Annotated in this window: 24 protein-coding genes and 1 pseudogene; 10 read left to right on the top strand and 15 right to left on the bottom strand. The window is 71.0% G+C overall.

The window, feature by feature from the left end; translation table 11 throughout:
• Window positions 1-42: 42 nt before the first annotated feature.
• Window positions 43-669 (top strand): TetR/AcrR family transcriptional regulator, encoded by a 627-nt coding sequence (locus tag OG753_RS23930; RefSeq protein WP_405790068.1) that lies wholly within the window; start codon window positions 43-45, stop codon window positions 667-669.
• Between the two features lie 6 nt (window positions 670-675).
• Here OG753_RS23930 and OG753_RS23925 read toward each other — a convergent pair whose 3' ends face one another.
• The 4 genes from OG753_RS23925 to OG753_RS23910 form a co-directional block, all read right to left on the bottom strand.
• Complete coding sequence (locus OG753_RS23925; protein WP_405790066.1) at window positions 676-1,713, bottom strand: hypothetical protein; 1,038 nt, start codon at window positions 1,711-1,713, stop codon at window positions 676-678.
• A gap of 98 nt (window positions 1,714-1,811) precedes the next feature.
• Window positions 1,812-2,804 carry an ABC transporter substrate-binding protein gene (locus OG753_RS23920; protein WP_327263744.1) on the bottom strand — a complete coding sequence of 331 codons (993 nt, stop codon included), beginning with the start codon at window positions 2,802-2,804 and terminating at the stop codon, window positions 1,812-1,814.
• 32 nt (window positions 2,805-2,836) lie between these two features.
• Window positions 2,837-3,505 (bottom strand): ABC transporter permease, encoded by a 669-nt coding sequence (locus OG753_RS23915; protein WP_327263743.1) that lies wholly within the window; start codon window positions 3,503-3,505, stop codon window positions 2,837-2,839.
• A gap of 4 nt (window positions 3,506-3,509) precedes the next feature.
• Window positions 3,510-4,256 (bottom strand): ABC transporter permease, encoded by a 747-nt coding sequence (locus OG753_RS23910; RefSeq protein ID WP_405790064.1) that lies wholly within the window; start codon window positions 4,254-4,256, stop codon window positions 3,510-3,512.
• Between the two features lie 150 nt (window positions 4,257-4,406).
• Here OG753_RS23910 and OG753_RS23905 point away from each other — a divergent pair, with 150 nt between their 5' ends.
• The gene (locus tag OG753_RS23905; RefSeq protein ID WP_405790062.1) at window positions 4,407-5,369 is read left to right on the top strand and encodes an ABC transporter ATP-binding protein; all 963 of its coding nucleotides are present in this window, start codon (window positions 4,407-4,409) and stop codon (window positions 5,367-5,369) included.
• 131 nt (window positions 5,370-5,500) lie between these two features.
• Here OG753_RS23905 and OG753_RS23900 read toward each other — a convergent pair whose 3' ends face one another.
• Window positions 5,501-6,610, bottom strand: coding sequence for an alpha/beta hydrolase-fold protein (locus OG753_RS23900; protein WP_327263740.1), 1,110 nt, complete (start codon window positions 6,608-6,610; stop codon window positions 5,501-5,503).
• A 152-nt stretch (window positions 6,611-6,762) separates the two neighbouring features.
• Between OG753_RS23900 and OG753_RS23895 the strand changes: the two genes are divergently transcribed.
• From OG753_RS23895 to OG753_RS23870, 6 genes are all read left to right on the top strand, one after another.
• Window positions 6,763-8,610, top strand: coding sequence for a phosphatidylglycerol lysyltransferase domain-containing protein (locus tag OG753_RS23895; RefSeq protein ID WP_327263739.1), 1,848 nt, complete (start codon window positions 6,763-6,765; stop codon window positions 8,608-8,610).
• A 172-nt stretch (window positions 8,611-8,782) separates the two neighbouring features.
• Window positions 8,783-9,655 (top strand): dihydropteroate synthase, encoded by an 873-nt coding sequence (gene folP / locus OG753_RS23890; protein WP_327263738.1) that lies wholly within the window; start codon window positions 8,783-8,785, stop codon window positions 9,653-9,655.
• 25 nt (window positions 9,656-9,680) lie between these two features.
• The gene (locus OG753_RS23885; protein WP_327263737.1) at window positions 9,681-10,124 is read left to right on the top strand and encodes a nuclear transport factor 2 family protein; all 444 of its coding nucleotides are present in this window, start codon (window positions 9,681-9,683) and stop codon (window positions 10,122-10,124) included.
• 129 nt (window positions 10,125-10,253) lie between these two features.
• Window positions 10,254-10,613: a dihydroneopterin aldolase gene (gene folB / locus OG753_RS23880; RefSeq protein WP_030010912.1), complete on the top strand. Its 360-nt coding sequence runs from the start codon at window positions 10,254-10,256 to the stop codon at window positions 10,611-10,613.
• Window positions 10,610-11,218 carry a 2-amino-4-hydroxy-6-hydroxymethyldihydropteridine diphosphokinase gene (gene folK, locus OG753_RS23875; protein WP_327263736.1) on the top strand — a complete coding sequence of 203 codons (609 nt, stop codon included), beginning with the start codon at window positions 10,610-10,612 and terminating at the stop codon, window positions 11,216-11,218. The genes folB and folK overlap by 4 nt, the downstream gene beginning before the upstream one ends.
• 49 nt (window positions 11,219-11,267) lie before the next feature.
• A complete protein-coding gene (locus OG753_RS23870) occupies window positions 11,268-11,753 on the top strand; it encodes a DUF3180 domain-containing protein (RefSeq protein ID WP_327263735.1) in 486 nt (161 codons plus the stop codon).
• Between the two features lie 470 nt (window positions 11,754-12,223).
• On the opposite strand, the gene folE is transcribed toward OG753_RS23870, so the two are convergent.
• From folE to dacB, 6 genes are all read right to left on the bottom strand, one after another.
• Window positions 12,224-12,832 (bottom strand): GTP cyclohydrolase I FolE, encoded by a 609-nt coding sequence (folE, locus tag OG753_RS23865; RefSeq protein ID WP_327263734.1) that lies wholly within the window; start codon window positions 12,830-12,832, stop codon window positions 12,224-12,226.
• 125 nt (window positions 12,833-12,957) lie between these two features.
• Window positions 12,958-14,982, bottom strand: coding sequence for an ATP-dependent zinc metalloprotease FtsH (gene ftsH, locus OG753_RS23860; RefSeq protein ID WP_327263733.1), 2,025 nt, complete (start codon window positions 14,980-14,982; stop codon window positions 12,958-12,960).
• A 211-nt stretch (window positions 14,983-15,193) separates the two neighbouring features.
• A complete protein-coding gene (gene hpt / locus OG753_RS23855) occupies window positions 15,194-15,754 on the bottom strand; it encodes a hypoxanthine phosphoribosyltransferase (protein ID WP_030228417.1) in 561 nt (186 codons plus the stop codon).
• Between the two features lie 65 nt (window positions 15,755-15,819).
• Window positions 15,820-16,857 carry a tRNA lysidine(34) synthetase TilS gene (gene tilS, locus OG753_RS23850; protein WP_327263732.1) on the bottom strand — a complete coding sequence of 346 codons (1,038 nt, stop codon included), beginning with the start codon at window positions 16,855-16,857 and terminating at the stop codon, window positions 15,820-15,822.
• A gap of 224 nt (window positions 16,858-17,081) precedes the next feature.
• Window positions 17,082-18,224 (bottom strand): zinc-dependent metalloprotease, encoded by a 1,143-nt coding sequence (locus tag OG753_RS23845; RefSeq protein ID WP_327263731.1) that lies wholly within the window; start codon window positions 18,222-18,224, stop codon window positions 17,082-17,084.
• A gap of 38 nt (window positions 18,225-18,262) precedes the next feature.
• Entirely contained in the window at window positions 18,263-19,717 is a 1,455-nt protein-coding gene (gene dacB / locus OG753_RS23840) for a D-alanyl-D-alanine carboxypeptidase/D-alanyl-D-alanine-endopeptidase (RefSeq protein ID WP_327263730.1), read from the bottom strand.
• A 168-nt stretch (window positions 19,718-19,885) separates the two neighbouring features.
• On the opposite strand from dacB, the gene OG753_RS23835 reads away from it, so the two are divergent.
• Together OG753_RS23835 and OG753_RS23830 are read left to right on the top strand one after the other, a co-directional pair.
• Window positions 19,886-20,380, top strand: coding sequence for an inorganic diphosphatase (locus tag OG753_RS23835; protein ID WP_008742522.1), 495 nt, complete (start codon window positions 19,886-19,888; stop codon window positions 20,378-20,380).
• Between the two features lie 182 nt (window positions 20,381-20,562).
• Complete coding sequence (locus tag OG753_RS23830; protein WP_327263729.1) at window positions 20,563-22,203, top strand: threonine/serine exporter family protein; 1,641 nt, start codon at window positions 20,563-20,565, stop codon at window positions 22,201-22,203.
• Window positions 22,204-22,365: 162 nt separating this feature from the next.
• On the opposite strand, the gene OG753_RS23825 is transcribed toward OG753_RS23830, so the two are convergent.
• The 4 genes and pseudogenes from OG753_RS23825 to OG753_RS23810 all read right to left on the bottom strand — a co-directional run bounded on the left by OG753_RS23825 (window position 22,366) and on the right by OG753_RS23810 (window position 25,800).
• A complete protein-coding gene (locus OG753_RS23825; RefSeq protein WP_327263728.1) occupies window positions 22,366-23,076 on the bottom strand; it encodes a VTT domain-containing protein in 711 nt (236 codons plus the stop codon).
• A gap of 120 nt (window positions 23,077-23,196) precedes the next feature.
• Entirely contained in the window at window positions 23,197-23,955 is a 759-nt protein-coding gene (locus tag OG753_RS23820) for a MerR family transcriptional regulator (protein ID WP_405790056.1), read from the bottom strand.
• A gap of 77 nt (window positions 23,956-24,032) precedes the next feature.
• Window positions 24,033-24,732 (bottom strand): annotated as a pseudogene (locus OG753_RS23815) (ABC transporter permease); the annotation flags it as partial.
• 132 nt (window positions 24,733-24,864) lie between these two features.
• On the bottom strand, window positions 24,865-25,800 hold the full coding sequence (locus tag OG753_RS23810) for an ATP-binding cassette domain-containing protein (RefSeq protein WP_405790054.1): 936 nt from the start codon (window positions 25,798-25,800) through the stop codon (window positions 24,865-24,867).
• Window positions 25,801-25,825: the final 25 nt, after the last annotated feature.

Raw genomic sequence — 25,825 nt, 5'->3', positions numbered from 1 at the left:
AGAACGAACGCTCTATCTAGAATCGGCGGTAGGATCACGCCCATGGCAACAGCAGGGACGAAGGCGACAGGGACGACAGGGACGACGGCGACGGAAGCGGCGCTGGGAACGCGCGACCGGCTGGTCCGCACCGCATCGCGCCTCATGCAGCGCGGCGGCTACGAGAACACCCCGGTCAAGCAGCTCGTCCGCGAGGCCGAGGCCACCCTCGGCTCGCTGTACCACTTCTTCCCGGGCGGCAAGCAGGAGCTCGCGGTGGCCGCGATCCATTTCGGCGACGAGGAGTTCGCCGGGCTGCTGCGCATCGGGCTGGCCGCTCACCCGGACCCGGCGCAAGCGGTCGAGGGCGTCGCCGTCCTGCTCGCGCAGGCGCTGGAGGCCTCCGACTGGCGGGACGGCTGCCCGGTGACGGCCACGGCCCTGGAGACGATCGGCCGCCTCCCGGAACTCCAGGCGGCCTGCGCCACGGCCTTCGCCAACTGGCAGCATCTGGTGGCCGCGAAGCTCCTGGCCTCGGGCTACCCGGAGCCGGACGCCCGCGACCTCGCCATGACGGTGATCAACACCCTGGAGGGCGCCGAGATGACCTCACAGGTCACCCGGAGCCGCACCCCGCTCCTGGTGGCGGGCCGGCACCTGGCCCGCCTGGTGGCCTCGTACGGCCCCTGACCGGGGCTACGAGATCGCGGTGCGGAGCCGGGCCACGTCGATCGGCTCGGTCTCGTCGTGGGCCGTCAGGTCGATGACCTGGCCCACCGCGCGGGTCTCGTCCGTCGCCGGCTTGAACTCCGGCTCCACGACGGCCCGGGCGGACTCCGCCTTGTGCACCGCGAGGACCTCGGCGCCGACCACGTCGGCCAGGTCCTCGTTCTGGACCGCCTCGATCACCGCGCGGGCCTGTGCCGCGTTCTTGGTGCCGAAGAAGTCGAAGCCGCCCTCGACGCGGGAGGCCGTACGCCGCTGGGCCGCGTACGGGGCCACCGCGGCCGCCGGGCGCCGCGCGGGCACCGAGGACGGCGCAGCGGGAACCGCAGCATGGCCGCGACCGGGACCGGGAGCGGGGCTCGGGTCGGGCTCGCGCTCCGGCGACGAAGAGGACGCCGGCGCCGCGGGCAGCTCCCGCGTCCGGCGCTTGCGGGCCAGCGCCCCCAGGGCCGCGTGGGCCCGGGCGTAGCCGACCGAGGTGGGCGCGCCCGCCGAGGTGCGCTCCTCGGTGACGGCCGGAAGTTCCTTGGCGGCCGCGGCCGCCGGAGCCGCAGAAGCCTCGATGGCCAGCAGCCGACGGCCCTCCAGGGCGCTGGCGCGCTCGGTCTCGGCGGTCGCGTAGCGCCGCAGGAGCGCCGCGTGCTCGCCGCGCAGGCCCGCCAGTTCGACCCGCTTGGCGCGCAGCTTGGCGTCGAGCCTGGCCCGCAGCATGCGGGCCTCCTCGAGGTCGGACTCGAGCTCGGCTATCCGCTCGTCGGTCCGCCACTCGTCCTTGACGCGTTCGCGTGCGAGCTCCGCGACGCGGCGGCCCGCCGAGCGGTCCCAGGCGCGCATGACGACGGCGCCGGCGACCCCGGCGGCCGCCGTGACGGCCACGAGCAGCCGCAGCGCCATCGGTTCCGCCAGCAGCCAGGCCGCGCCCGCACTGGCGACGGACACGCCGGCCACGGTCGTCGGCGTGAGCAGCCGGTGCAGGGGTTCGGGATTGCGGTGGCGTCCACGGGGCATGGCCCGAAATTTACAGGGCATGGGGGTCGAGCGGGATACCCGCCCGGCAAACTCTTCCCGGGCAGTTAAGCCACTTTTCTCCATCAACCCCGTGCGCGCTACTTCTTCAGCAGGCTCTTGGACTCCAGGTAGGCCTTCGCGACGTCGGCCGGCTTGGCGCGCTCGGCGTCCACCTTGCGGTTCAGGTCGACCAGATCGGCCGTCGTGAGCGCCTTGGTCAGCTTGTCGAGGGCGGCCGCGATCTCCGGGGTTCCGGCGTCCTTGGCGTTGACCACCGGCAGGACGTTGTCGGCGTTCTGGAGCTTCTTGTCGTCGTCCAGCAGGACCAGGCCGAAGCTTTCGAGGGTGGCGTCCGTGGTCGTGGTGAGCACCAGCTGGTCGGCGCCGTCCTTGACCGCCTGCTTGGCCTGCGGGGTGCCGACGCCCTTCGGGTCGATCCCGGAAACCTGAATTCCGTACGTCTTGGTCAACCCCGGTGCGCAGAACGGACGGACGCTGCATTCGTCGCCCGCCGCGATCTTCACCTTGAGCCCGGACTTACCAAGATCGGAAAGCGTCTTGAGGTTGTTCTTCTGGGCGAATTCCTTGGTCACCGCGAATGCGTTCTGGTCGACGGCCTCGCCCGCGGCGAGCGCCTTCAGGCCGAGCGGGGCCGCGAGCTTCTCCAGGCCCGCCACCGTCGCCGCGACGTCGCTGGAGGCGACCGGCTTCTCCTCGGGCGCCTTGGGACCGTTCACCTTGGCGTTGAGGAACTCCGCGAGCGTGGCCGCGTACTCCGGGACGACGTCGATCTCGCCCTTCTCCAGGGACGGCTCGTACAGCTCGCGGTTGTTGACCGTCTTGATCGAGGTGCTGTAACCCGCGTCCTTCAGGACCTGCGCGTACAGCTCGGCGAGCACGTTCGACTCGGTGAACCCGGCCGCGCCGATCACCAGGCTGCCCTTGCCGCCGCCCGCGGACGAGGAGGAGCCGGCCGGGGCCGCACCGCCGTCCTTGCTCTTCTCCAGGCTGTCGCCGCCGCACGCGGCCAGCGACACCGTCAGCGCCAGGGCGCCCAGGGACGCGCCGAGGACGCGCGTGGTCTTGGTCATGGAGGTTCTCCGTTCGAGGCGATGGACAGGAATCAGCGGGACGCGGCCGTCCGCGGCAGCAGCCGGTCCGCGGCGATCAGCGCGCCCTCCACCAGCAGGGCGAGGGCGGCCACCAGCAGGGCTCCCGCGACGACCTGCGGGGTGTTGTACGTGTTGAAGCCGGCGGTGATGATCCGGCCGAGGCCGCCCTGGCCGACCATGGCGGCGATCGTCGCCGTGGCGATGACCTGCACGGCGCCCGAGCGCAGCCCGGTCATCACCAGGCCGCGCGCGAGCGGAAGTTCGACGCGCAGGAAGAGCTGGGGCCCGGACATGCCCATGCCGCGGGCGGCCTCGACCACCGCCCGGTCCACCTCGCGCATGCCGACGTACGCGTTCGTCAGCAGCGGCGGTACGGCGAACAGCACCAGCGCGGCGATGGTGGGCAGGTAGCCGGCGTTGCGCAGCGGGGAGACCATGAACAGCGCCAGCACCGCGAAGACGGGGACGGCCCGGCCGATGTTGGAGATGTTGATCGCGAGGGTGCCGCCCTTGCCGAGGTGGCCGAGGAACAGGCCGACGGGCAGCGCCACCGCGCAGGCGATCGCGAGCGCGACCCCGCTCACGTAGACGTGCTCGCCGAGCCGGTGCCAGACACCGCTCTCCCCCGACCAGTTGGCACCGTTCGCCAGCCAGTCCCAGGCTCCTCCCAGGACGCCCACGGCCTCAGGCCCCCTTCATCGGAGCCGGCGCGGGAGCGGGAGCGGGTGCGGGAGCAGGTGCGGGGATCGCGGACCGGCCACCGGCGCCGGCCCGGGTCCACGGGGTGAGCAGCCGCTGCAGGCCGAGCAGCAGCAGGTCGGCCGCGAGCGCGAGCAGCACGCACAGCACGGAGGCGGTGAGCACCTGGGCCCTGAAGGAGCTGTTGACGGCCGGGGCGATGAGATTGCCGAGGCCGCCCTTGCCGACGATGGAGCCGACCGTGGTCAGCGCGACGGTCGAGACGGTGGCGATCCGGACACCGGCGAGCAGTGCGGGAAGCGCGAGCGGCAGTTCGACCTGCCACAGCAGGCGCACCGGGCCGTACCCCATGCCGCGCGCGGCCTCCCTTACGTCCTCGGGAACGGCCTCCAGGCCGGCCAGCACGTTGCGGACCAGGATCGTCAGCGAATACAGCACGAGCCCGGTCACCACCAGCGCCGCCGAGAGCCCGAAGACGGGTAGTAGCAGGGAGAACATGGCCAGCGAGGGGACCGTGTAGAGGAGGGTGGTGAAGGCCAGGACGGGCGCCGCCCAGTGGCGGCCGCGGCGGGCCAGCAGGGCGAGCGGCACGGACACCGCGATGCCGATCAGGACCGACACGGCGGTGATCCAGATGTGTTCGAGGGTGGCGTCGGTGAGTTCCTGGGAACGCGAGGTGACGTAGTCCCAGCAGATCCAGTCATTCGCCACCAGGCAGTTCGCTCCGGCCACGCCCCTCACCCCCCGCAATTCGAACGTACGTCTTCACGGTCACCCGGTCAGAGCGACCCTAACCCCCACCACCCCCCATGGCCGGAATCCTTCGCAGCGGAGCAACACGCCCTTCACAAATCGGCGACGCCGATACGGAAAGATGACTGTGTGATCCGATTCGAGCATGTGACCAAGCGCTACCCCGACGGGACGACAGCCGTCGAGGACCTGTCCTTCGAGGTGGCGGAGGGTGAGCTGGTCACGCTCGTGGGGCCGTCCGGCTGCGGCAAGACGACCACGATGAAGATGGTCAACCGGCTCATCGACCCGACCTCCGGCCGGATCCTGCTCGGCGGCGAGGACATCGCGGACGCCGATCCGGTCGAGCTGCGCCGCCGCATCGGCTACGTCATCCAGCAGGTCGGCCTGTTCCCGCACAAGACGGTCCTGGAGAACACGGCGACCGTGCCGCAGCTGATCGGCACGCCGAAGGCGCAGGCCCGCGCTCGGGCGGCCGAACTGCTCGAACTGGTGGGCCTGGATCCGTCCGTGTACGGCGGCCGGTATCCGGAGCAGCTGTCGGGCGGGCAGCGCCAGCGCGTCGGTGTGGCCCGCGCGCTCGCCGCCGATCCGCCGGTGCTGCTGATGGACGAGCCGTTCGGTGCGGTGGACCCGGTGGTGCGCGAGCGGCTGCAGAACGAGTTCCTGACGCTGCAGAAGACGGTGCGCAAGACGATCCTGCTGGTCACGCACGACCTGGAGGAGGCGATCCGGCTCGGCGACCGCATCGCGGTCTACGGAACGGGCACCATCGAGCAGTTCGCCCGTCCGGCGGCGGTGCTCGGAACGCCGGCCACCCCCTACGTGGCCTCCTTCGTCGGCTCCGACCGGGGGCTCAAGCGGCTCGCGGTCACCGCCGTCGAGGCGGCCGACCTGACGGCGGTGGAGGGGAAGGCCCCGGCGGCCTCGGTGGATTTGGGGTCGACGCTGCGCGAGGCGCTCGCGGCCCTGCTGCAGGAGGACTCGGGGCGGATCGGGGTCACGGACCCGGAATCCGGCGCGCTGGTCGGCGTACTGACTCCGCAGGACGTCCACCGGGCACTGCGCCGGGCCCAGCTGCAGGAGGCGTAGTCCCGGCCCTGACCCGGACCCGAGCCCGGCCGACCGGACCGGCACGGCACGGCCCCGGAAACGACCGTGACCGGCCTCGGGAGGCCGGTCACGGGTGCGTCGACGCCGGATCCGGGGCGGGGCGGGGCGGGTCAGGCCTCGATGCGGCCGCTCATCCACGTCAGCATCGGCGGGATCTCCCGTCGCCACGTGTTGAAGTTGTGGCCACCGCTGTCGAGGATGATGGAGGAGACCCGGTCCGGGCTCTGCACCTTCTTGATGAACTTCTTGGTGTCGGAGAGGTTCGGCTCGCCCTTCTCGCTGCTGGTCACGAGGAAGGACGTACCGCTCGGCTTCTTGTTCTCGATGCTGTGCAGCACGTCCGCACGCTTCTTCAGCTTCGCGTCCCCGTGGAACAGGTCACCGGTCGTCGGGTCGTCCGGCGCGTCGTAGTACGCGGACAGACCGGCGGCCGCGCCGAAGGTCTCCGGGTAATGCGCGGCGATCTTCAGAGCGCAGTAACCGCCCGTGGAGTTGCCGATGAAGCCCATGTTCTGCGGCTTCTTGCCGACCCGGAAGGTGTCCGTGATGGCCTGCGGGAGGTCCTCGCCGAAGAAGGTCTCGGTCTGCGGGCCACCGGGTATATCGACGCACTCGGTGTCGCGCGGAGGCGCGATCGTCGGCCGCAGCATGACCAGGATCATCGGCTTCATCTTGCCGGCCTTGGACAGGCTGAACGCCTTCATCGGGTAGTCGAGCCCTTTGATCAGGTTCTCGGCGGTGCCCGGGTAGCCGGTCAGGACGATGGACGCGGGGAAGTTACGGTCCTTGTGCTGCGGCTGGAAGTACTCCGGCGGGAGCCAGACGTAGCCGGGACTCGTTATCTTCGACTTCTGCCCGGTTATGGCAACCTTCAGGATCTGACCACCGACCTGGGGCTTGGCGCCGCCGGGTACGTCCAGCTTCTGCTTGTCGACGACCTTGATGTCCTTGCTGCTCATCGAGTGGTCGACGACCTTGCCCATGGACGTCTCCTTGCCGAGCAGGTCGGCCCAGGAACCGTAGAAGAGGAACGACTTGTTGGCCGCGAGCCCCACAGCCGAGAACAGCGCCAGCTGGGTCGCCAGCAGGAGCCCGACACGGCCGGCGAACGCGCGCCAGGTGCGGTTCGAGAGCTTCGGCCAGAACCAGACCGTGGCCGCGAACAGCAGCACACCGGCGAGGATGGCCAGCGCCAGAACCGTATTACTGGTGAGACCCATGAGCAGTAAGTCGACTTTCTGGTGGCAGGACTGTTTTTTTCCGGCGAAAGAGTGAACCCGCTCCTCGTCAATGTCGTCCTAAGGGACGCACCACACACCGGAGGCTGTCGCGGCCTTCGGCCACAAGATCTCTCGCGGAGCAACGGGAAGCGATGTCTAGCAGGATAGATGGCGATAAGTCGGGACAGGTTCCGAGCAGGGCCCGCCGAATCCTCCGAGGTCCACAGCCGGAGGCGGTGCCCGGCCTGGTAGGTACGGCCGTCATGATCGTCGGCCTTCTGGACATCGCGGCAGGGGTGTTCCCGCGTTTCCGGCACAGCCGGATCCACGCGGTCGCCGAAGTGCTGCCGGTGTTCGGCCCCTTCGCAGCCGCCCTCGCCATCAGCGCGGGCGTACTGCTCCTGCTGCTCGCGCACGGCCTCAAGCGCCGCAAGCGCCGGGCCTGGCGGGCTGCGGTGGTGCTGCTGCCGGCCGGTGCCGCGGCGCAGTTCCTCTACCGGCACTCGATCCCCGGCGTGATCATCGCTGCGGTGCTCTTCGCGCTGCTGCTGCGCCACCAGGGTGAATTCAAGGCGCTGCCCGACCCGCGCAGCCGCTGGAAGGCGCTCGCCAACTTCGTACTGATGAGCGCCGGCTCCATCGGGCTCGGCCTGCTCATCGTCAACGTGCACCCGAACCGGGTCATCGGCAACCCGGGCCTGTACGAGCAGCTCCAGCACGTCGTCGTCGGCCTCTTCGGCTTCGAGGGCCCCGTCAACTACGCGGGCCAGGTGTCCTGGACCGTCGGCTACTCGCTCGGCGCGCTCGGCATGCTGACCGCCCTCACCACCATGTACCTGGCCTTCCGCCCCGAGCACCCCGCCGCCCGGCTCACCGCCGACGACGAGGACAAGCTGCGCGAGCTGCTCGCCAAGCACGGCGGCCGCGACTCGCTGGGCCACTTCGCGCTCCGCCGCGACAAGGCCGTCGTCTTCTCCCCCAGCGGCAAGGCCGCCGTCACCTACCGCGTCGTCTCCGGCGTGATGCTCGCCTCCGGCGACCCCATCGGCGACGTCGAGGCCTGGCCCGGCGCCATCGAGCGGTTCATGGAGGAGGCCAAGGCCCACTCCTGGACCCCGGCCGTCGTGGGCTGCAGCGAGACGGGCGGCGAGGTCTGGACCCGCGAGACCGGTCTCGACGCGCTGGAGCTGGGTGACGAGGCGATTGTCGATGTCAAAGACTTCTCCCTCGCGGGCCGTCCCATGCGGAATGTCCGCCAGATGGTGAAGCGCATCGAGCGCAACGGCTACACCACCCAGGTCCGCCGGGTCAGCGAGCTGACCGAGGAGGAACTGGAGCGGGTCCGCGGCGCGGCCGAGGCCTGGCGCGGCACCGACACCGAGCGCGGCTTCTCGATGGCCCTGGGCCGGGTCGGCGAAGAGGGCGACGGCGACTGCTTCATCGCCACCGCCCACCGCGTGGAGGAGGGCGACACCAGCCCGTACGGCGACCTGAAGGCCGTCCTGCACTTCGTCCCGTGGGGCACCGACGGCATGTCGCTGGAGCTGATGCGCCGCGACCGCGCCGCCGACCCCGGCATGAACGAGCTGCTGATCGTCGCCTCCCTGCAGGCCGCCCCCGACCTGAAGATCGAGAAGGTCTCGCTGAACTTCGCGATGTTCCGCGCGGCCCTCGCCCGCGGCGAGAAGATCGGCGCCGGCCCGGTCCTGCGGATGTGGCGCAACTTGCTGGTCTTCCTCTCTCGCTGGTTCCAGATCGAATCGCTCTACAAGTTCAACGAGAAGTTCCGCCCCCGCTGGGAGCCGCGCTTCATGGTCTACCGCAACAGCCGCGACCTGCCCCGCATCGGCTTCGCCGTGATGCAGGCGGAGGGCTTCGTCACCGTGGCCCTGCCCCGACTCTTCGCCAGCCGCCGCCGGCCCAAGCCGGTCCGCACCTGCACGCACACCCACATGACGTCCGTGCCCAAGCAGCAGGAGCGCGAGGTCCAGGCCGCGTAAGTCCGGGCCGGGCGGGTACACGCCCGGCAGCCCGGCGCAACGGAGCCCGGCTCCCGGTGTCCCCGGGCCGCCGGGCTTCCGCTCTTGCGGGGCGTCCGCCCCGCGGCAGGGCCCCGGCGGCCGAGAGGCGCCGGGGCCCTGCCGTATCCAGGTCACGCCTACCCTTGGACCCATGAACACGAAGCGCGGAGCCACCGGCAGGGGCCGGGTCGCAGGTCTGCCGGACTGGGACCGCTGCGGCGTCATGGGCGTGGTCAACGTCACCCCCGACTCCTTCTCCGACGGCGGCCGCTGGTTCGACACCACCGCCGCGGTCAAGCGCGGCCTCGACCTCGTCGAGCACGGCGCCGACCTCGTCGACGTCGGCGGCGAGTCCACCCGCCCCGGAGCCTCCCGCGTCGACGAGGAGGAGGAGCTGCGCCGGGTCGTCCCCGTGGTCCGGGGCCTCGCCTCCGAGGGCGTCACCGTCTCCGTGGACACCATGCGCGCGGCCGTCGCCGCCCGGGCCGTCGAGGCCGGCGCGATGCTGGTCAACGACGTCAGCGGCGGCCTGGCCGACCCCGGGATGATCCCGGCCGTCGCGGCCGCCGAGGTGCCCTTCGTCGTGATGCACTGGCGCGGCTTCAGCGCCGGCATGAACAGCCTCGCCGTCTACGAGGACGTGGTCGCCGAGGTCACCGCCGAGCTGCGGGCCCGGATCGACGCGGTCGTGGCCGGCGGGATCGCCCCCGAGCGGCTCCTCGTCGACCCCGGTCTCGGCTTCGCCAAGAACGCCGAGCACGACCTGGCCCTGGTCGCGCACCTGCCCGAGCTGCGCGCGCTGGGCTTCCCGCTGCTGGTCGCCGCGTCGCGGAAGCGTTTCCTCGGCCGGGTCCTGGCCGGCGCGTCCGACGCCGCCCCGCCACCCGCCCGCGAGCGGGACGCCGCCACGGCCGCCGTCTCCGCGATCGCCGCCCACCAGGGCGCCTGGGCCGTACGCGTCCACGAGGTACGGGCGACCGCGGACGCCGTACGGGTTGCCCGGGCCGTCGAAGGGGCACTCTGATCGTCACCCACCGACAAGGAGCACCGTGAGCAGAACCGACATCGAGGCGGTCGAAGAGGTCAACACGGCCTTCTACGAGGCTATGGAGCGGGGGGACTTCGACTCACTGTCGGCGCTCTGGCTGGAGGACGAGATCTCCTGCGTCCACCCCGGCTGGCCGGTGCTCTCGGGCCGCGGCGAGGTCCTGCGCTCGTACGCGCTCATCATGTCGCACACCGACTACATCCAGTTCTTCCTCACCGACACCAAGGTGGCCGTCATAGGCGACACCGCACTGGTCACGTGCACGGAGAACATCCTCAGCGGCGGGCCCGCCGAGGACGGCGGGGAACTCGGCCCGCTGGTCGGTCAGCTGGTCGTCGCCACGAATGTGTTCCGACGCACATCCGAGGGCTGGCGACTGTGGTCCCACCACGGTTCTCCCGTCCTCACGGAGTCCGACGACGACGAGGACGAGGACCCCTCCTGACCCCTCCGGCGGGATCCGGAGTATTTCGCAGGTAAATTCGAAGACGGACGACGCCGACCGCACTCGGCGCAGCCATGGCCCCGGGGAGCCCCGGGACCGGAAGCACCAAGGAAAGCAGGAGTGATTCGCGTGGATCGTGTCGCGCTGCGCGGCCTCAAGGCTCGCGGGCACCACGGCGTCTTCCCCCGGGAGCGCGAGGAAGGCCAGACCTTCATCGTCGACCTCGTGCTGCACCTCGACACCCGCCCCGCTGCGGCCGGAGACGACCTGGCGAAGACCGTGCACTACGGGGTCGTCGCCGAGGAGGTCGTCGACGTGGTCCAGGGTGAGCCGGTCGACCTGATCGAGACCCTGGCCGAGCGGATCGCCCAGCAGTGCCTCAAGCACGAAGCGGTGGCGCAGGTGGAGGTCGTCGTCCACAAGCCGGACGCGCCCATCACCGTCCCCTTCGACGACGTGACCATCACGATCACCCGGAGCCGCGCATGAACAACGGACTGAACGCACCGAGCGACCCCACCGTCCAGCCGGTACCCGCCTCCGTCGTCGAGGCGGTCGACGCGGCGGACGTCACCCTGTCCAACCCCAAATGGGCCGTGATCGCGCTCGGAGCGAACCTCGGCAACCGGCTGGAGACCCTGCAGGGCGCCATCGACGCCCTCGGCGACACCCCCGGCATGCGGGTCAAGGCCGTCTCCCCCGTCTACGAGACCGAGCCGTGGGGCGTCGAGCCCGGCTCGCAGCCCTCGTACCTCAACGCGGTCCTCGCCGTGAAGACCACCCTGCCGCCGTCCTCGCTCCTGGAGCGCGCGCACGCCGTCGAGGAGGCGTTCGACCGCGTCCGCGAGGAGCGCTGGGGTCCGCGCACCATCGACGTGGACATCGTCGCGTACGCCGACCGGGTCTCCGACGACCCGGTCCTCACCCTGCCGCACCCGCGAGCCCACCAGCGCGCCTTCGTGCTGGCCCCGTGGCACGACATCGACCCGGAGGCCCGGATCCCCGGCCGCGGGGCGGTCGCCGAGCTGCTGGCCGAAATCGGTCTGGTCGGTGTCGCCTCGCGTCCCGACCTGGAACTCCACCTCCCCGAGTAGTCGTTAGTAGCCTGTTCACGGCTACTCGCTGAAAGTGGGGAACGGGCAAGTGAAGCAACTGAGGCCGGCGGTCCTGGCAGGCATCTTCGTGGTCGCCGGGGTCCTGTCCTGGGCGGGCGCGCGCCTGTGGAACGCCTACGGCACCCTGCCGGGCGTTCCACTGGCCGCACCGATCGTCCTGGGCATCATCGCTGCGATTCTGCTGGCCACTGCCCTGTCCATGCGCTCCCGCCTCAAGGCCCAGCGCGAGCGCCGGCCCGGCGCCAAGGGCGTGGAGCCGCTGATGGCGGCCCGCGCGGTGGTCTTCGGCCAGGCCAGTGCCCTGGTGGCGGCGCTGGTGGCGGGCATGTACGGCGGTGTGGGCGTCTTCCTGCTGACCGACGCCCTGGACGTCCCCGCCCGCCGCGACCAGGCCTGGTACGCCGGCTTCTCGGTCCTGGCGGGCGTGGCGGTCATCGCCGCGGCCCTCTTCCTGGAGCACGTCCTCAAGCTCCCGGAGGACGACGAAACCCCGGAGGCCCCGGCCCGCGCCTAGGCCGTCTCTTTCGGATCTTGCCGGGCCCGCGTCGCCCGGCACCGCACCTCGCCGCGTTGTCGGAGCACCGCAGTACGTCCAGTACAACGGCGCTCCTCCGCCTTGCGATGCACGGCACCGGACGACGCGGGCCGACCGACAAGATCCAAAAGAGACGACCTAGGCCGCCCCTTCGGCTCACGCCTCCGTCAGGAGTCCGCACAAGCTGATCGGGACCCACCGCGAAGGTCGCATGATCCGTCGTCACCTCGACCAGTGAGCGGGTCCCGTCCACTCGTACGGCGCTGACCTCGGTCCGTTCGGTTCGGCCTTCCTCCAGCGTCCATGAGCGGTCTCCCGGGCGGGCATCACAGGCCCGGATCCGCCCGCCCACGGCGTTCACCGTCTGCGTGCCGGCTACGCCCCAACGCTTCGGTCCCCCTCCGTGACATCACGGAGGGGGACCGAAGCGGACAGCACGGACAATCCGGCTAGCGCGCCATGATCAGACTCATCGCCTCGGCCCGAGTGGCCGTGGCACGGAGCTGGCCGCGGACCGCCGAGGTGATGGTCTTCGCGCCCGGCTTGCGGACCCCGCGCATGGTCATGCACATGTGCTCGCACTCGATGACCACGATGACCCCTCGCGGGTCCAGGATCTCCATCAGGGAGTCGGCTATCTGCGTGGTCAGCCGCTCCTGCACCTGGGGGCGGCGGGCGAACACGTCCACGAGGCGGGCCAGCTTCGACAGGCCGGTAATCTTGCCGTCGGTGGACGGGATGTAGCCGACGTGCGCGACACCGTGGAAGGGCACCAGATGGTGCTCACAGGAACTCATGACTTCGATGTCCTTCACCAGGACCATCTCGTCGTGACCGAGGTCGAACGTGGTCGTCAGGACCTCTTCGGGCGTCTGGTACAGGCCGGCGAATATCTCCCTGTACGCCCGCGCCACACGCGCCGGGGTCTCCAGAAGGCCCTCGCGGTCCGGGTCCTCGCCGACCGCGATCAGGAGCTCACGAATCGCCGCCTCGGCACGCTTCTCGTCGAACTCGCCGATCGTGCCCTCATCGCCGGTCAGGGTCACTGGGTCGGTCATTTCTTTCCTCGTTCCTGTGTGCACAGCGCTCGCGGCCACCCAAGTATGACCAGATGAAAGTGCCGCGCCCCCCAGGCTAGAACCTGGGGGGCGCGGCTTCCATTCCGGGTGGACGGGCTCGCGGACTAGTCCGTGAGCTCCTCCGGCGAGGCCTCGGGGGCCTTCTCCACCGACACGGCCGACGCGGCCGACGTGCCGTTCGCCGAGTTCGTCAGCTGGAGCTCCTTGGGAGAGAGCACCGGCGGACGGGTGGAGGGGGTGCGGCGGGAGGAGCCGGTCCACGCGGGACGGGCGGGACGCTTGACGATCGTGGAGAAGATCTCGGCGATCTGCTCCTTGTTCAGCGTTTCCTTCTCCAGCAGCGCGAGGACCAGGTTGTCGAGGACGTCACGGTTCTCGACCAGGATCTCCCAGGCCTCGTTGTGCGCGGTCTCGATGAGCTTCTTGACCTCTTCGTCGACCAGCGCCGCGACCTCTTCCGAGTAGTCCCGCGGGTGCGACATCTCGCGGCCCAGGAACGGCTCGGTGTTGTCGCCGCCGAACTTGATCGCACCGAGACGCTCGGTCATGCCGTACTGCGTGACCATGGCCCGCGCCGTGGCGGTGGCCTTCTCGATGTCGTTCGCCGCGCCGGTGGTCGGGTCGTGGAAGACCAGCTCCTCGGCCGCGCGCCCGCCCAGCATGTACGCCAGCTGGTCGAGCATCTCGTTGCGCGTGGTCGAGTACTTGTCCTCGTCGGGCAGGACCATGGTGTAACCCAGGGCCCGGCCGCGGGACAGGATCGTGATCTTGTGGACCGGGTCGGAGTTCGGGGAGGCCGCCGCGACCAGGGCGTGTCCGCCCTCGTGGTACGCGGTGATCTTCTTTTCCCGGTCCGACATGATCCGGGTCCGCTTCTGCGGGCCCGCCACGACGCGGTCGATCGCCTCGTCCAGCGAGTGGTTGTCGATCAGCTTCTTGTCCGAGCGGGCCGTGAGCAGCGCGGCCTCGTTCAGGACGTTGGAGAGATCGGCACCGGTGAAGCCGGGCGTGCGGCGGGCGACGGCGCCCAGGTCGACGTCCGGGGCGACCGGCTTGCCCTTCTGGTGGACCTTGAGGATCTCCAGACGGCCCTGCATGTCCGGCCGGTCGACCGCGATCTGCCGGTCGAAGCGGCCCGGGCGCAGCAGCGCCGGGTCGAGGATGTCCGGGCGGTTCGTGGCGGCGATCAGGATGACGCCGCCCTTCACGTCGAAGCCGTCCATCTCGACCAGCAGCTGGTTGAGGGTCTGCTCGCGCTCGTCGTGACCGCCGCCGAGACCCGCACCGCGGTGCCGGCCGACGGCGTCGATCTCGTCGACGAAGACGATCGCCGGGGCGTTGGCCTTGGCCTGCTCGAACAGGTCGCGGACACGCGAGGCACCGACACCGACGAACATCTCGACGAAGTCGGATCCGGAGATCGAGTAGAAGGGAACACCGGCCTCGCCCGCGACGGCGCGCGCGAGCAGGGTCTTGCCGGTGCCGGGCGGGCCGTACAGCAGCACACCCTTGGGGATCTTGGCGCCGACGGCCTGGAACTTCGCCGGCTCCTGGAGGAACTCCTTGATCTCGTGGAGTTCCTCGACGGCCTCGTCCGAACCCGCGACATCGGCGAACGTCGTCTTCGGGGTGTCCTTGGTGATGAGCTTGGCCTTGGACTTCCCGAAGTTCATGACCCGGGAGCCGCCGCCCTGCATCTGGTTCATCAGGAACAGGAAGACCAGGACGATGAGGACGAAGGGCAGGAGCGAGAGCAGCACGCTCAGGAACGGGCTGGTCTTGTCCGGCGTGACGGAGTACCCGTCCGGGATCTGACCGGCGTCGTACTTGGTCTGGAGGCTCTGGGCGAGCTGGACGCCCTGATCCCCGATGTAGTTGGCCTGGAACTTGGTGCCGTCGTGCTTGCCGAGCTTCTGGCCTTCGCTCAGCTCAATCTTGATCATCTGGCTGTCGCCGGTGGTCAGCTTGGCTGTCTCCACCTGGCCAGTGTTGATCGCCTTGATGACCTCGCTGGTGTCCACCGACTTGTAGCCGCCGCCGGAGCCGACGACATTCATCAACACGACCACGGCGAGGACGGCCAGCACGATCCACATGACCGGCCCACGGAAGTATCGCTTCACGTCCATCCATACGGGGCGCCAGGCACCCCGTCCCTCCTGCCCGTAGGTAAATGCTGCTGTGTGAGTAAAGACTGTTCTTCGGAATGTACCCCTGAATTGTCACCCGCGGCCCGTGGGACGGGTGACAGACCCGCCTTCCCCCTGCTCCAACGGCGGGAATCGCCCCCAGGTTCCCCGGAGTCTCCGGCGATTCCTGGGGGCGGGGGCGGGGGCGGGGTCAGCCGCCGTAGACGTGCGGGGCGAGCGTGCCGACGAACGGCAGGTTGCGGTACTTCTCCGCGTAGTCGAGGCCGTAGCCCACGACGAACTCGTTGGGGATGTCGAAGCCGACCCACTTCACGTCGATCGCGACCTTCGCCGCCTCGGGCTTGCGCAGCAGCGTGACGACCTCCAGGGAGGCCGGCTGGCGGGAGCCCAGGTTCGACAGCAGCCAGGACAGCGTCAGGCCCGAGTCGATGATGTCCTCGACGATCAGGACGTGCTTGTCCTTGATGTCGGTGTCCAGGTCCTTGAGGATCCGCACCACGCCGGAGGACTGGGTCCCGGCGCCGTACGAGGACACCGCCATCCAGTCCATGGTGAGCGGGGTGGACAAGGCACGCGCCAGGTCCGCCATCACCATCACGGCGCCCTTGAGCACACCGACGATGAGCAGGTCCTTGCCCGCGTACTCCGCGTCGATCTTCGCGGCCAGCTCGGCCAGCTTCGCGTCGATCTCTTCCTTGGTGATGAGCACCGACTGGAGGTCGCTGCCCATGTCCTTCTCGTCCACCCGCATCACTTTCGTTGTCGGCCGGGGCTCCGGGGGCGACCCCGGAGGACTCAGCCGTGTTTCAGCACCAATCAGCCCTGCCGGATGACAAGTCTGCCACCCTGCCGCTGGGCCTCGACCCGGCCGGGCAGGTTGATGGCGCCCTGACCCCGCCATCCGGTGATGAGGCGGTCGACTTCTTCGATGTGGCGGGCGAAGAGGGAGCCCGCGGGGGACCCGGCCGCGACCACGGCCCTGCGCAGCACGCGGCGGCGGACGGCCGGGGGCAGGGCGTAGAGCTTGGCGCACTCCAGGCGCCCGTCCGCGTCGCGTACGCCGCCCTCCGCCTCGGCGGCCCAGGCGTCCAGGGCGTCGGCGTCGTCCCGGGAGAGCTGCGCAGTGCGGGCGAGTGCCTCGACGACACCCTTGCCGAGCGCCTTCTCGAGGGCGGGCAGTCCCTCGTGGCGCAGCCGGGAGCGGGTGTAGGCGGGGTCGATGTTGTGCGGGTCGTCCCAGACGGGGAGGGACTGGACCATGCAGGCCTTGCGGGCGGTCTGCCGGTCGACCTGGAGGAAGGGGCGGCGGTAGCGGTTGGTGCGCCCCGCGGTGCCGCCGGAGACCTCGGGCATGCCGGAGAGCGAGCGGATGCCGGAGCCGCGGGCCAGGCCCAGCAGGACGGTTTCGGCTTGATCGTCGCGGGTGTGGCCGAGCAGCACGGCGACCGCGCCGAGCCGGTCCGCGGCCTCGTCCAGGGCCCCGTAGCGGGCGTCGCGGGCGGCGGCCTCGGGTCCGCCGTCGCGGCCGACGCGCACGGCGACGGACTCCACCGGGTCGAGGCGGAGTGCGGTCATGCGGGTGACGACCTCGGCGGCGCGCAGGTCGGAGCCGGGCTGGAGGCCGTGGTCGACGGTGATGCCGCCGGCCCTCAGTCCGAGTTTGGGGGCCTCGAAGGCCAGCGCGGAGGCGAGCGCCATGGAGTCGGCGCCGCCGGAGCAGGCGACGAGGACGAGCGGGAGGGGCCCCCCGACGGCGCGGCGGTGGGCGGGACTGTCGGTGAGGTCGGTGAGGACGTCGTGGAGTACGCGGCGGACCGCCAGGCGTATCGCCGCGACCGCAGGATGGGGACCCATGTCCGGTGCCCTTCGATGGAGTTCGGATGCCTCGGAGGCGTTGGGGTGGTGTGCTGGGGTGGTGCTGCCCGGCTGCCCCCGCGGAACGGGAGGATGTCACTCAGAGTGCGTCGATGGTGACAGAGCCGAGCCGTTCCCCGAGCATCGCACGCCCTTCCACGCCCCACGGTCCCTCGGACGGGTGACGCTGCTTCCCCCAGTGAGACATGTTTACGCCCCCTGTGTCACTCCGCTTCGCTCTGTTCGCTCCCCTTGCTGTGCACGCGGGCCACCCAGTCGGCGGGCCTGTCGATCTCGGCCTTGGTCGGCAGCGTGTTCGGTGAGGTCCACACGCGGTTGAAGCCGTCCATGCCGACCTGGCCGACGACGGCGCGCACGAAGCGCTCGCCGTCGCGGTACTGGCGCAGCTTGGCGTCGAGGCCCAGCAGCTTGCGCAGGACGGCGTCGAGCCGGCCGGCTCCGCTGGCCCTGCGCTGCTGGAACTTCTCGCGGATCTCGGCGACCGAGGGCACCACCTGGGGGCCCACGCCGTCCATGACGAAGTCGGCGTGGCCCTCCAGCAGGGACATGACGGCGGTGAGCCGGGCCAGGATCTCGCGCTGCTCGGGGGTCTGCACGAGCTCCACGAGGGAGCGCCCCTCGTCTCCGCGCTCGGCGTCCGGGCGGGCGCCGGCGAAGGACTGGGCGGCCTCGCGGAGGCGTTCCAGGACGGTCGTGGGGTCCACTTCGGTGGCGCCGAGGAACGTCTGGATTTCGCCTTCGAGGTGGGCGCGCAGCCACGGGACGGCCGTGAACTGTGTACGGTGCGTCTCCTCGTGCAGGCAGACCCACAGCCGGAAGTCGTGCGGGTGCACCTCCAGCTCGCGCTCGACGTGCACGATGTTGGGCGCGACGAGCAGCAGCCGGCCGCCGGCGGCGGAGGCCGGCAGGTCCCGGGAGACGGGCGCGAAGGTCTCGTACTGGCCGAGGACGCGGGAGGCCAGGAAGCTCAGCAGCATGCCCAGCTCGACGCCGGTGACCTTGCCGCCCACGGACCCGAGGACGGCTCCGCCGGGGGCACCCGCGCGGCGCTCCTGCATCTTGCCCAGAAGCGGCTGGAGCAGCTCGCGGAATCCGGCGACGTTGGCCTTGACCCAGCCGGCCCTGTCGACGACCAGGACGGGCGTGTCGGGGACCGAGGCCCCCTCCGGGATCATCCGGGTGAACTCGCGCACGTGCCGTTCCGAGGTCCTGGCGTGCCTGCGCAGCTCCGCCACGACGGCTCGCGCCTCGTCCCGGGTGACCTCCGGGCCGGGTCGTACCAGTCGGGTCGCGGTCGCCACCGCGAGGTTCCAGTCGACCATCTCCGCACCACTGATGCTCGTCATGCGTCAACCGTACGTGGACCGGCCCTCCGGCGGACCCCCTACGAAGCGGTCGCGACGGCGGCGGCCAGCTTGTCGAGCGCCTTCTCGGCGCCTTCGGGTCCTGGGCTGTTGGCTGTCAGGAAGGCGAAGGCGAGGAGCCGGCCGGAGGAGTCGACGACGGTGCCGGAGAGGGAGTTGACCCCGGTGAGGGTGCCGGTCTTGGCCCGGACCAGGCCGGCGGCCGGTGAGCTGCCTGAGTTGCGGGCCTTGAGGGTTCCGGTGAATCCGGCGACGGGCAGCCCGGTGAGGACCGGCCGCAGCTCCGGGTGCCGGGGGTCGGCGGCCTTGACGAGGAGCCCGGTCAGCAGGCTCGCGCTGACCTTGTCGGCGCGGTTCAGGCCGCTGCCGTCGGCGAAGCGGGAGCCGGCCACCTCGACGCCGAGGGCGGTGAGGCGGTCGGTGACGGCCTTCTCGGCGCCCTCGAAGCTGGCGGGCCGGCCGGAGGCGAGGGCGGTCTGCCGGGCGAGGGACTCGGCGATGTCGTTGTCGCTGCTGGTCAGCATCCGCTCCACGAGCCCGGCCACCGGGGTGGAGAGGGTGACGGCCAGCGGCTGGACGCCGACGGCGGCCTTGGCCCGGACGGGCTGGCCGGTGACCTTGATGCCCCGCTCCTCCAGCAGGGTGCGGAAGGCCCGGGCGGCGTCCCCGGAGGGGTCCTCGCTGCGCTCCACGGGCCCGGAGACGGGCTCTCCGCCGGGGCGGCCCTCGTCGGCCGTCAGGGCGGTCACGGTGGCGAGGTTGGGGTTGACGCCGATCGGGTGGCGGGCGGGGCCGCTGTAGAGGCTGTCGTCGTAGGCCAGGGTCACGGTGTCGGTGCCGGCGGCCTTGAGGGCCTGTGCGGTGTCGGCGGCGAGAGCGACGAGGCTGCCGCCGGATCCGGCGGGGCTCTTCTTCTTCGCGGTGAGTGAGGGGTCTCCGCCGCCGACCAGGACGATCTGTCCGGGGGCGGTGCCGGGCGCGACGGTGGTCCTGATCCGGTGCTCGGGGCCGAGGGCGGCCAGCACGGCCGCGGCGGTGACGATCTTGACGGTGGAGGCGGGGGTCATCGCGTCGCGCGCCCCGGACTCGTAGAGGACCTGCCCGGTGGTGGTGTCGACGACGGACGCGGTACGGACGGTGCCGAGCGCGGGATCGGCGAGCAGCGGCTTCAGGGCGGCGGCCAGGCCCCCGGCGGAGGCGGGCGCGGCGGGGGCGGCGCTCTGCCCGCGCACGGCGCCGGGGCCGATCGCGCCGAGCACCCCGGGGGCGCTGGGCGCGGCCTGCGGGAGGTCCCCGGAGCCGGTGGCGCCACCGTGATCTGCGCCACCCGTACGGCCCCAGGAGGCGGCTCTGTCCCGCTCGGCCTTACGCTGGCCGGAGTCCCAGGGACCGGCGGCGGACACCGCTGCCACCGACAGGGCCAGGCCGGCGACGGCCGACCCTGCGATGAGCTGCCACGTCTTGTCCAATGGCACCTCGGACCAGCCCCTTTCGCGATCACACATATGCGTGAGGGACACTTAACCACTGCGTCTTGCCGCGAGCATGGCACCCCACCCGGCTGGGGGAGGCCGGGCCGGACGTGCACGCAGTTGAACCAATGCAGTCCCGAAGCAATGCAGCTGATCATGGAGGAGCAGGACGTGGAGTTCGACGTCACCATCGAGATCCCCAAGGGTTCGCGGAACAAGTACGAGGTGGACCACGAGACCGGCCGGATCCGTCTGGACCGTCGCCTCTTCACCTCGACCAGCTACCCGGCCGACTACGGCTTCGTCGAGAACACCCTCGGCGAGGACGGCGACCCGCTGGACGCGCTGGTCATCCTTGACGAGCCGACCTTCCCGGGCTGCCTGATCAAGTGCCGCGCCATCGGCATGTTCCGCATGACGGACGAGGCGGGCGGCGACGACAAGCTGCTCTGCGTGCCGGCCTCCGACCCGCGTGTCGAGCACCTGCGCGACATCCACCACGTCTCCGAGTTCGACCGCCTGGAGATCCAGCACTTCTTCGAGGTCTACAAGGACCTGGAGCCGGGCAAGTCCGTCGAGGGCGCGAACTGGGTCGGCCGCACCGAGGCCGAGGCCGAGATCGAGGCCTCGTACAAGCGCCTGGAGGCGCAGGGCGGCCACCACTGAGCTCGCGCTCGGCGGTGACGGGCCGGGGCACTGCCCCGCGCCCCTCGTGACATGGCGGGCGGTATCCCTTCGGGGGTGCCGCCCGTCGTCGCGTTCGCGGGCGGATGAGGCCCGGCTGGGCATGCGGTGGGAGGAAACGATTCCGCATACTGATACCCGGGTGATCACGGACTGGAGGACGCGTGGCGGAGGCCGAGGGGGCAGAGGACAGGAAGCCCCAGTCCGACGAGGCGCACAGCGCGTTCACGGCGCCGCCCGGGATGGAGCCGGAGCCTCTGGAGGAGGACCAGCCCACCTCGGAATTCGCTCTCCCGGCGGGTACCGGTCCGGTGCCGCCCGAGCCCGAGGGGTCGGCCTTCGCCGCCCCGGCCACCTACCGGGCGGCGAACTCCCCGACCGCCTACACCCCCGGCCAGGGCTTCCCCGTCGCGCAGATGAAGGAATCGCCCTGGCAGGACCGGATGCGCACGATGCTGCGCATGCCGGTCGACGTCCGGCCCGTGCCGGATCTGGTCCAGCGGCAGAGCGAGACCGGCCCCGCCGTGGGCCGCGTGCTCGACCTGACCCTGCGCATCGGCGAGCTGCTGCTCGCGGGCGGTGAGGGCGCCGAGGACGTGGAGGCCGCGATGTTCGCGGTGGCCCGTTCCTACGGGCTGGACCGCTGCGAGCCGACCGTCACCTTCACCATGCTGTCGATCACCCACCACCCCTCGCTGGTGGGCGACCCGGTCTCGGCCAGCCGGACCGTGCGCCGCCGCGGCACCGACTACAACCGGCTCGCGGCCGTGTTCCGGCTCGTGGACGACATCAGCGCGCACGAGATCGACGTCTCGCTGGAGGAGGCCTATCGGCGCCTCGCCGAGATCCGCCGCAACCGGCACCCCTACCCCGGCTGGATGCTCACGGCCTCCGCCGGCCTGCTCGCCGGTGCCGCCTCCACGCTGGTCGGCGGCGGGGTCCTCGTCTTCTTCGCCGCCGCGATCGGCGCGGTCCTCGGCGACCGCCTGGCCTGGCTGTGCGCCGGGCGCGGGCTGCCCGAGTTCTACCAGTTCGTGGTCGCCGCGATGCCGCCCGCCGCCATCGGGGTGGCGCTCAACATGACGGGGATCGACGTCAAGGCCTCCGCCGTGATCACCGGTGGGCTGTTCGCGCTGCTGCCGGGACGGGCTGTGGTCGCGGCCGTGCAGGACGGCCTGACCGGCTACTACATCACCGCGTCGGCCCGGCTGCTGGAGGTCATGTACCTCTTCATCGGCATCATCATGGGCGTGCTGGTCGTGCTCTACGTGGGCCTGCAGTTCGACGCCTCGCCGCGGCCGGAGGAGGTCCTGCAGATCCAGCAGCGGCCGCTGATCCAGATCGCCGCCTCGATGGTGCTGGTGTTCACCTTCGCGATCCTGCTCCAGCAGGAACGCTCCACCGTGTGGATCGTGACGCTGAACGGCGCGGTCGCCTGGGTCACCTTCGGGGCCCTGCACTACGCGGGGGGCATCCCGCCCGTACCGTCCACGGCCATCGCGGCCGGGCTGGTGGGCCTCTTCGGGCAGCTCTTCTCCCGCTACCGCTTCGCCTCCGCCCTGCCGTACGTCACGGCCGCCATCGGACCGCTGCTGCCCGGCTCGGCGGTGTACTACGGGCTGCTGCTCATCGCCGAGAACCGGCTGAACGAGGGCTTGGGCTCGCTGGTGAACGCCGCGGCCATCGCGCTGGCCATCGCGATCGGGGTCAACCTCGGGTCGGAGACCTCGCGGCTGTTCATGCGCATCCCGGGGGCCGCGAGCGCCGCCAAGCGCCGCGCCGCGAAGCGGACCCGCGGCTTCTGACCGTACGGACGCCCGTACGGCGGTCAGCGGTCGGCCGTACGGGCCCCGTAGAGGGCCGCGCAGGGGTGCACGTACGCCCCGGGGCCCTCTACGGGGCTCCGGGGCGTCACGGTCGTACGGGCGGCGCCGCGGGGCGGTGGGCCCGCTCGGCGCTCCGGCGGTTCAGCGCTTGGCGTGGCGGCCGCGCGCGCCCGGGGCCTGGGGGCCCGAACCGTCGGCGGCGGGCGCCGCGGCCGCCTCGGCGCCGGCGTTCGCCTTGTTCTCCTTGCGGGCCTTGAGGACCTCGAAGACCACCGGGATGACCGACACCAGGACGATGCCGACCAGGATCGGCTCGACGTTCGTCTTGATGAACTCGATCTGTCCGAGCCAGTAGCCGGCGATCGTGACGCCCGCGCCCCAGCCGATGCCACCGATGATGTTGTACGTCAGGAAGGTGCGGTACTTCATCGAGCCGGCGCCCGCGACCATCGGGGCGAAGGTGCGGATGATCGGGACGAAGCGGGCGAGCACGATGGCCTTCGGGCCGTGCCGGTCCATGAACTCGTGCGCCTTGTCCAGGTTCTCCCGCTTGAAGAGCTTGGAGTTCGGCCGGTTGAAGAGCTTCGGGCCGAAGAACTTGCCGATCATGTAGCCGACCTGGTCACCGATGATCGCGGCGGCCACGATCAGGGTGCAGACCAGCCACAGCGGCTGCTTGATGTACTGCCCGTCCGCGACCAGCAGGCCCGCCGTGAAGAGCAGCGAGTCGCCGGGGAGGAACGCGAAGAGTCCCGACTCGGCGAAGACGATGACCAGGATGCCGATCAGACCGAAGTGCGAGATCAGATAGTCCGGGGACAGCCACTCAGGGCCGAGGGCAAGCGTATACACGGTTTCCGGGCTCTCCTGGATCGGGGGGCGTACTGCGGAAGGAGCGGTTTCAATTATCAACGCACACGACCCCCGCCCGGTTCCAGGGACCGGAGGGGGTCGAATGCATGACGTCCGCGCCTACAGCTTGCGCACCGCGTTGGCGATGATCGCGTCCCGCAGGAACACCGCCAGCCCCGGCCGGACGGCATCGTAGGTGGCCGTGAACCGCTCGTCCGCCACGTACATCTCGCCCAGGTTGGTATGCATTTCGTACGAGCAGGTGTAGCAGTTCCCGTCGATCCAGCCGCGGTGCTCCTCGGCCAGGTCCATGGCCTCCGCCGACTCGGCGGAAGCGCCCGATTCCATCAGCGCGGCCAGGCGCCGGTTGATGTCGTCGGCCTCGGCCAGGATCCGCTTCCAGTCCTCCTTGGTGCAGGCCGCTGCCCGGCGCTGCGACTGCGCGTAGGCGTCGGTGCCGCCCCACCGCTGCTCGGCCTCCGCGGCGTACTGATCGGGATCGAAGTCCCCGAAGACCTCGAACTTCTCCTCCGGCGTCAGGTTGATGCCCATCTTCTTCGCCTCCATGGCGTGCTCAACGGCCTCGGCCATCTGCTGGAGCCGGTCGATCCGGTCGATCAGCAGGGCATGCTGCCGGCGCAGATGCTCCCGCGGATCCGTTTCCGGGTCGTCCAGCAGGACCGCGACCTCGTCGAGGGGGAAGCCGAGCTCCCGGTAGAACAGGATCCGCTGCAGCCGGTCCAGGTCGGCGTCCTCGTACCGCCGGTGTCCTGCGTGGCTGCGGCCGCTCGGGGAGAGCAGACCGATCTCGTCGTAGTGGTGCAGCGTGCGCACCGTGACTCCGGCGAATCCGGCGACCTGGCCCACGGAGTGGCTCATCTCTTCCGCCCTCTGGTTGGGTACGCCCTTCACTGTGGTCCCTCACGTGGCGTGAGGTGCAAGCCCGCCCGCGACGGCTACCTGCCCAAGCCGCGGAACCTGGCCACCGCCAGCGGGAAGAAGACCGCCAGCAGCAGGACCGGCCAGCCGACGGCGAGCAGCGCGGCATGGTCGCCGGCCCACGAGGACCCGGCCGCGGCGGGGTTGCCGAACAGGTCGCGGACCGCGGTCGCCGTCGCCGACATCGGGTTCCATTCCACCACCGTCCCCAGCCAGCCCGGCATCGACTCGGGCGTCGCGAAGGCGTTGGAGAGGAAGCCCACCGGCCACACCAGGATCTGCACCGCCTGCACCAGCTCCGGACGGCCCGCGACCATGCCGAGGCAGATGCCGATCCACAGCATCGCGAAGCGCAGCAGCAGGAGCAGCGCGAAGGCCAGCAGTGCGGCCGCCGGCGAGCCGTGCCAGCGCCAGCCCAGCAGCAGGCCGACGCCCGCGAGGACGGCCAGGCCCACCGCCGACTGGAGCATGTCCGCCGCGCTGCGGCCCACCTCGTCGGCCTGGTCTTCCCGGTGATGATGCTGCTGATGTTCGGCTTCCTGATCGGCGGCGGGCGCGGCATCGACGGCGAGTACGTCGAGTTCCTCCGAGCACCGCGGCGGAGGACATCGGCATGGCGCGGAAGCGGTCGATCACCCCCTTGCCCAGGTCCTGGGTGACGGCGGTCATCGTCGCCTCCAGCCCGAAGGCCATGGTCAGCGCGAGCATCCCGGGGACAGGAGTCCACGAGGACCCAGGGCACGCCCGGCCGCGCGCCCGCTCCCACGCCGTTGCCGTTGCCGTTGCCGTTGCCGTTGCCGTTGCTCGCGATCTTCCGGGTGCTCGGGCCCGGACTCGTGCTCGTCGCGCTCACGCGGCCACCTCCGGTGCGTCCGTACGGTCGGTCAGGTGCAGGAAGACCTCGTCGAGCGTGGGGCGGCGGACGGCGAGGTCCAGCGCCTCGATGCCCGCCTCCTCCAGCGCGCGCAGGGTCAGCGCCAGGCCCGCCATCCGGTCCTCCACGGGGAAGCTCAGGGTCAGCGACTCCGGGTCCACGGACGGGTCCGGCAGCAGCTCCGCCGCCTGCGCGAGCCGTGCGGCGTCCCGCAGGACGACGACGATCCGGTCGGCCCCGACGAGGGACTTCAGCGCGTCGGCCGTGCCCTCGGCCGCCGTCCTCCCCCGGTCGATCAGCGTGATGCGGTCGGCCAGCTGGTCGGCCTCCTCCAGGTACTGCGTGGTCAGCAGGACCGTGGTGCCGCCGCCCACCAGGGAGCGGACCGCGCTCCACACCTCGTTGCGGCCGCGCGGGTCGAGCCCGGTGGTCGGCTCGTCGAGGAAGAGCACCTCCGGGTCGGTGATCAGGGATGCCGCGAGGTCGAGCCGGCGCCGCATGCCGCCGCTGTACTGCTTGACCGGCTTGCGGCCGGTGTCCGCGAGGCCGAAGCGGTCGAGCAGTTCGTCGGCCCGCAGCCCGGCGCGCCGCGCCCCGAGGTGGTTCAGGCGGCCGAACATCTCCAGGTTCTGCCGCCCGCCCAGTTCCTCGTCGAGCGCCGCGTGCTGGCCGAGCAGCCCGATCCGGGCGCGTACGGCCTGTGCCCGGGTGCGTACGTCGTGACCCGCCACCCGGACCACGCCCTCGTCGTGCCGCAGCAGGGTGCTCATGATGCGCACGGCCGTCGTCTTCCCGGCACCGTTGGGGCCGAGCACGGCGTGCACCGTCCCGGGCTTCACCTCCAGGTCGAGCCCGGCCAGTGCGGACTTGTCGCCGTACCGCTTGTGGACACCTTCGACGAAGATCGCCAAAACCGCTCCTCCATTAGTCAAATTT

The organism is Streptomyces sp. NBC_00029 (genome assembly GCF_045160505.1).
Lineage (GTDB): Bacteria > Actinomycetota > Actinomycetes > Streptomycetales > Streptomycetaceae > Streptomyces.
This window is presented reverse-complemented; position numbering and strand designations above follow the sequence as displayed.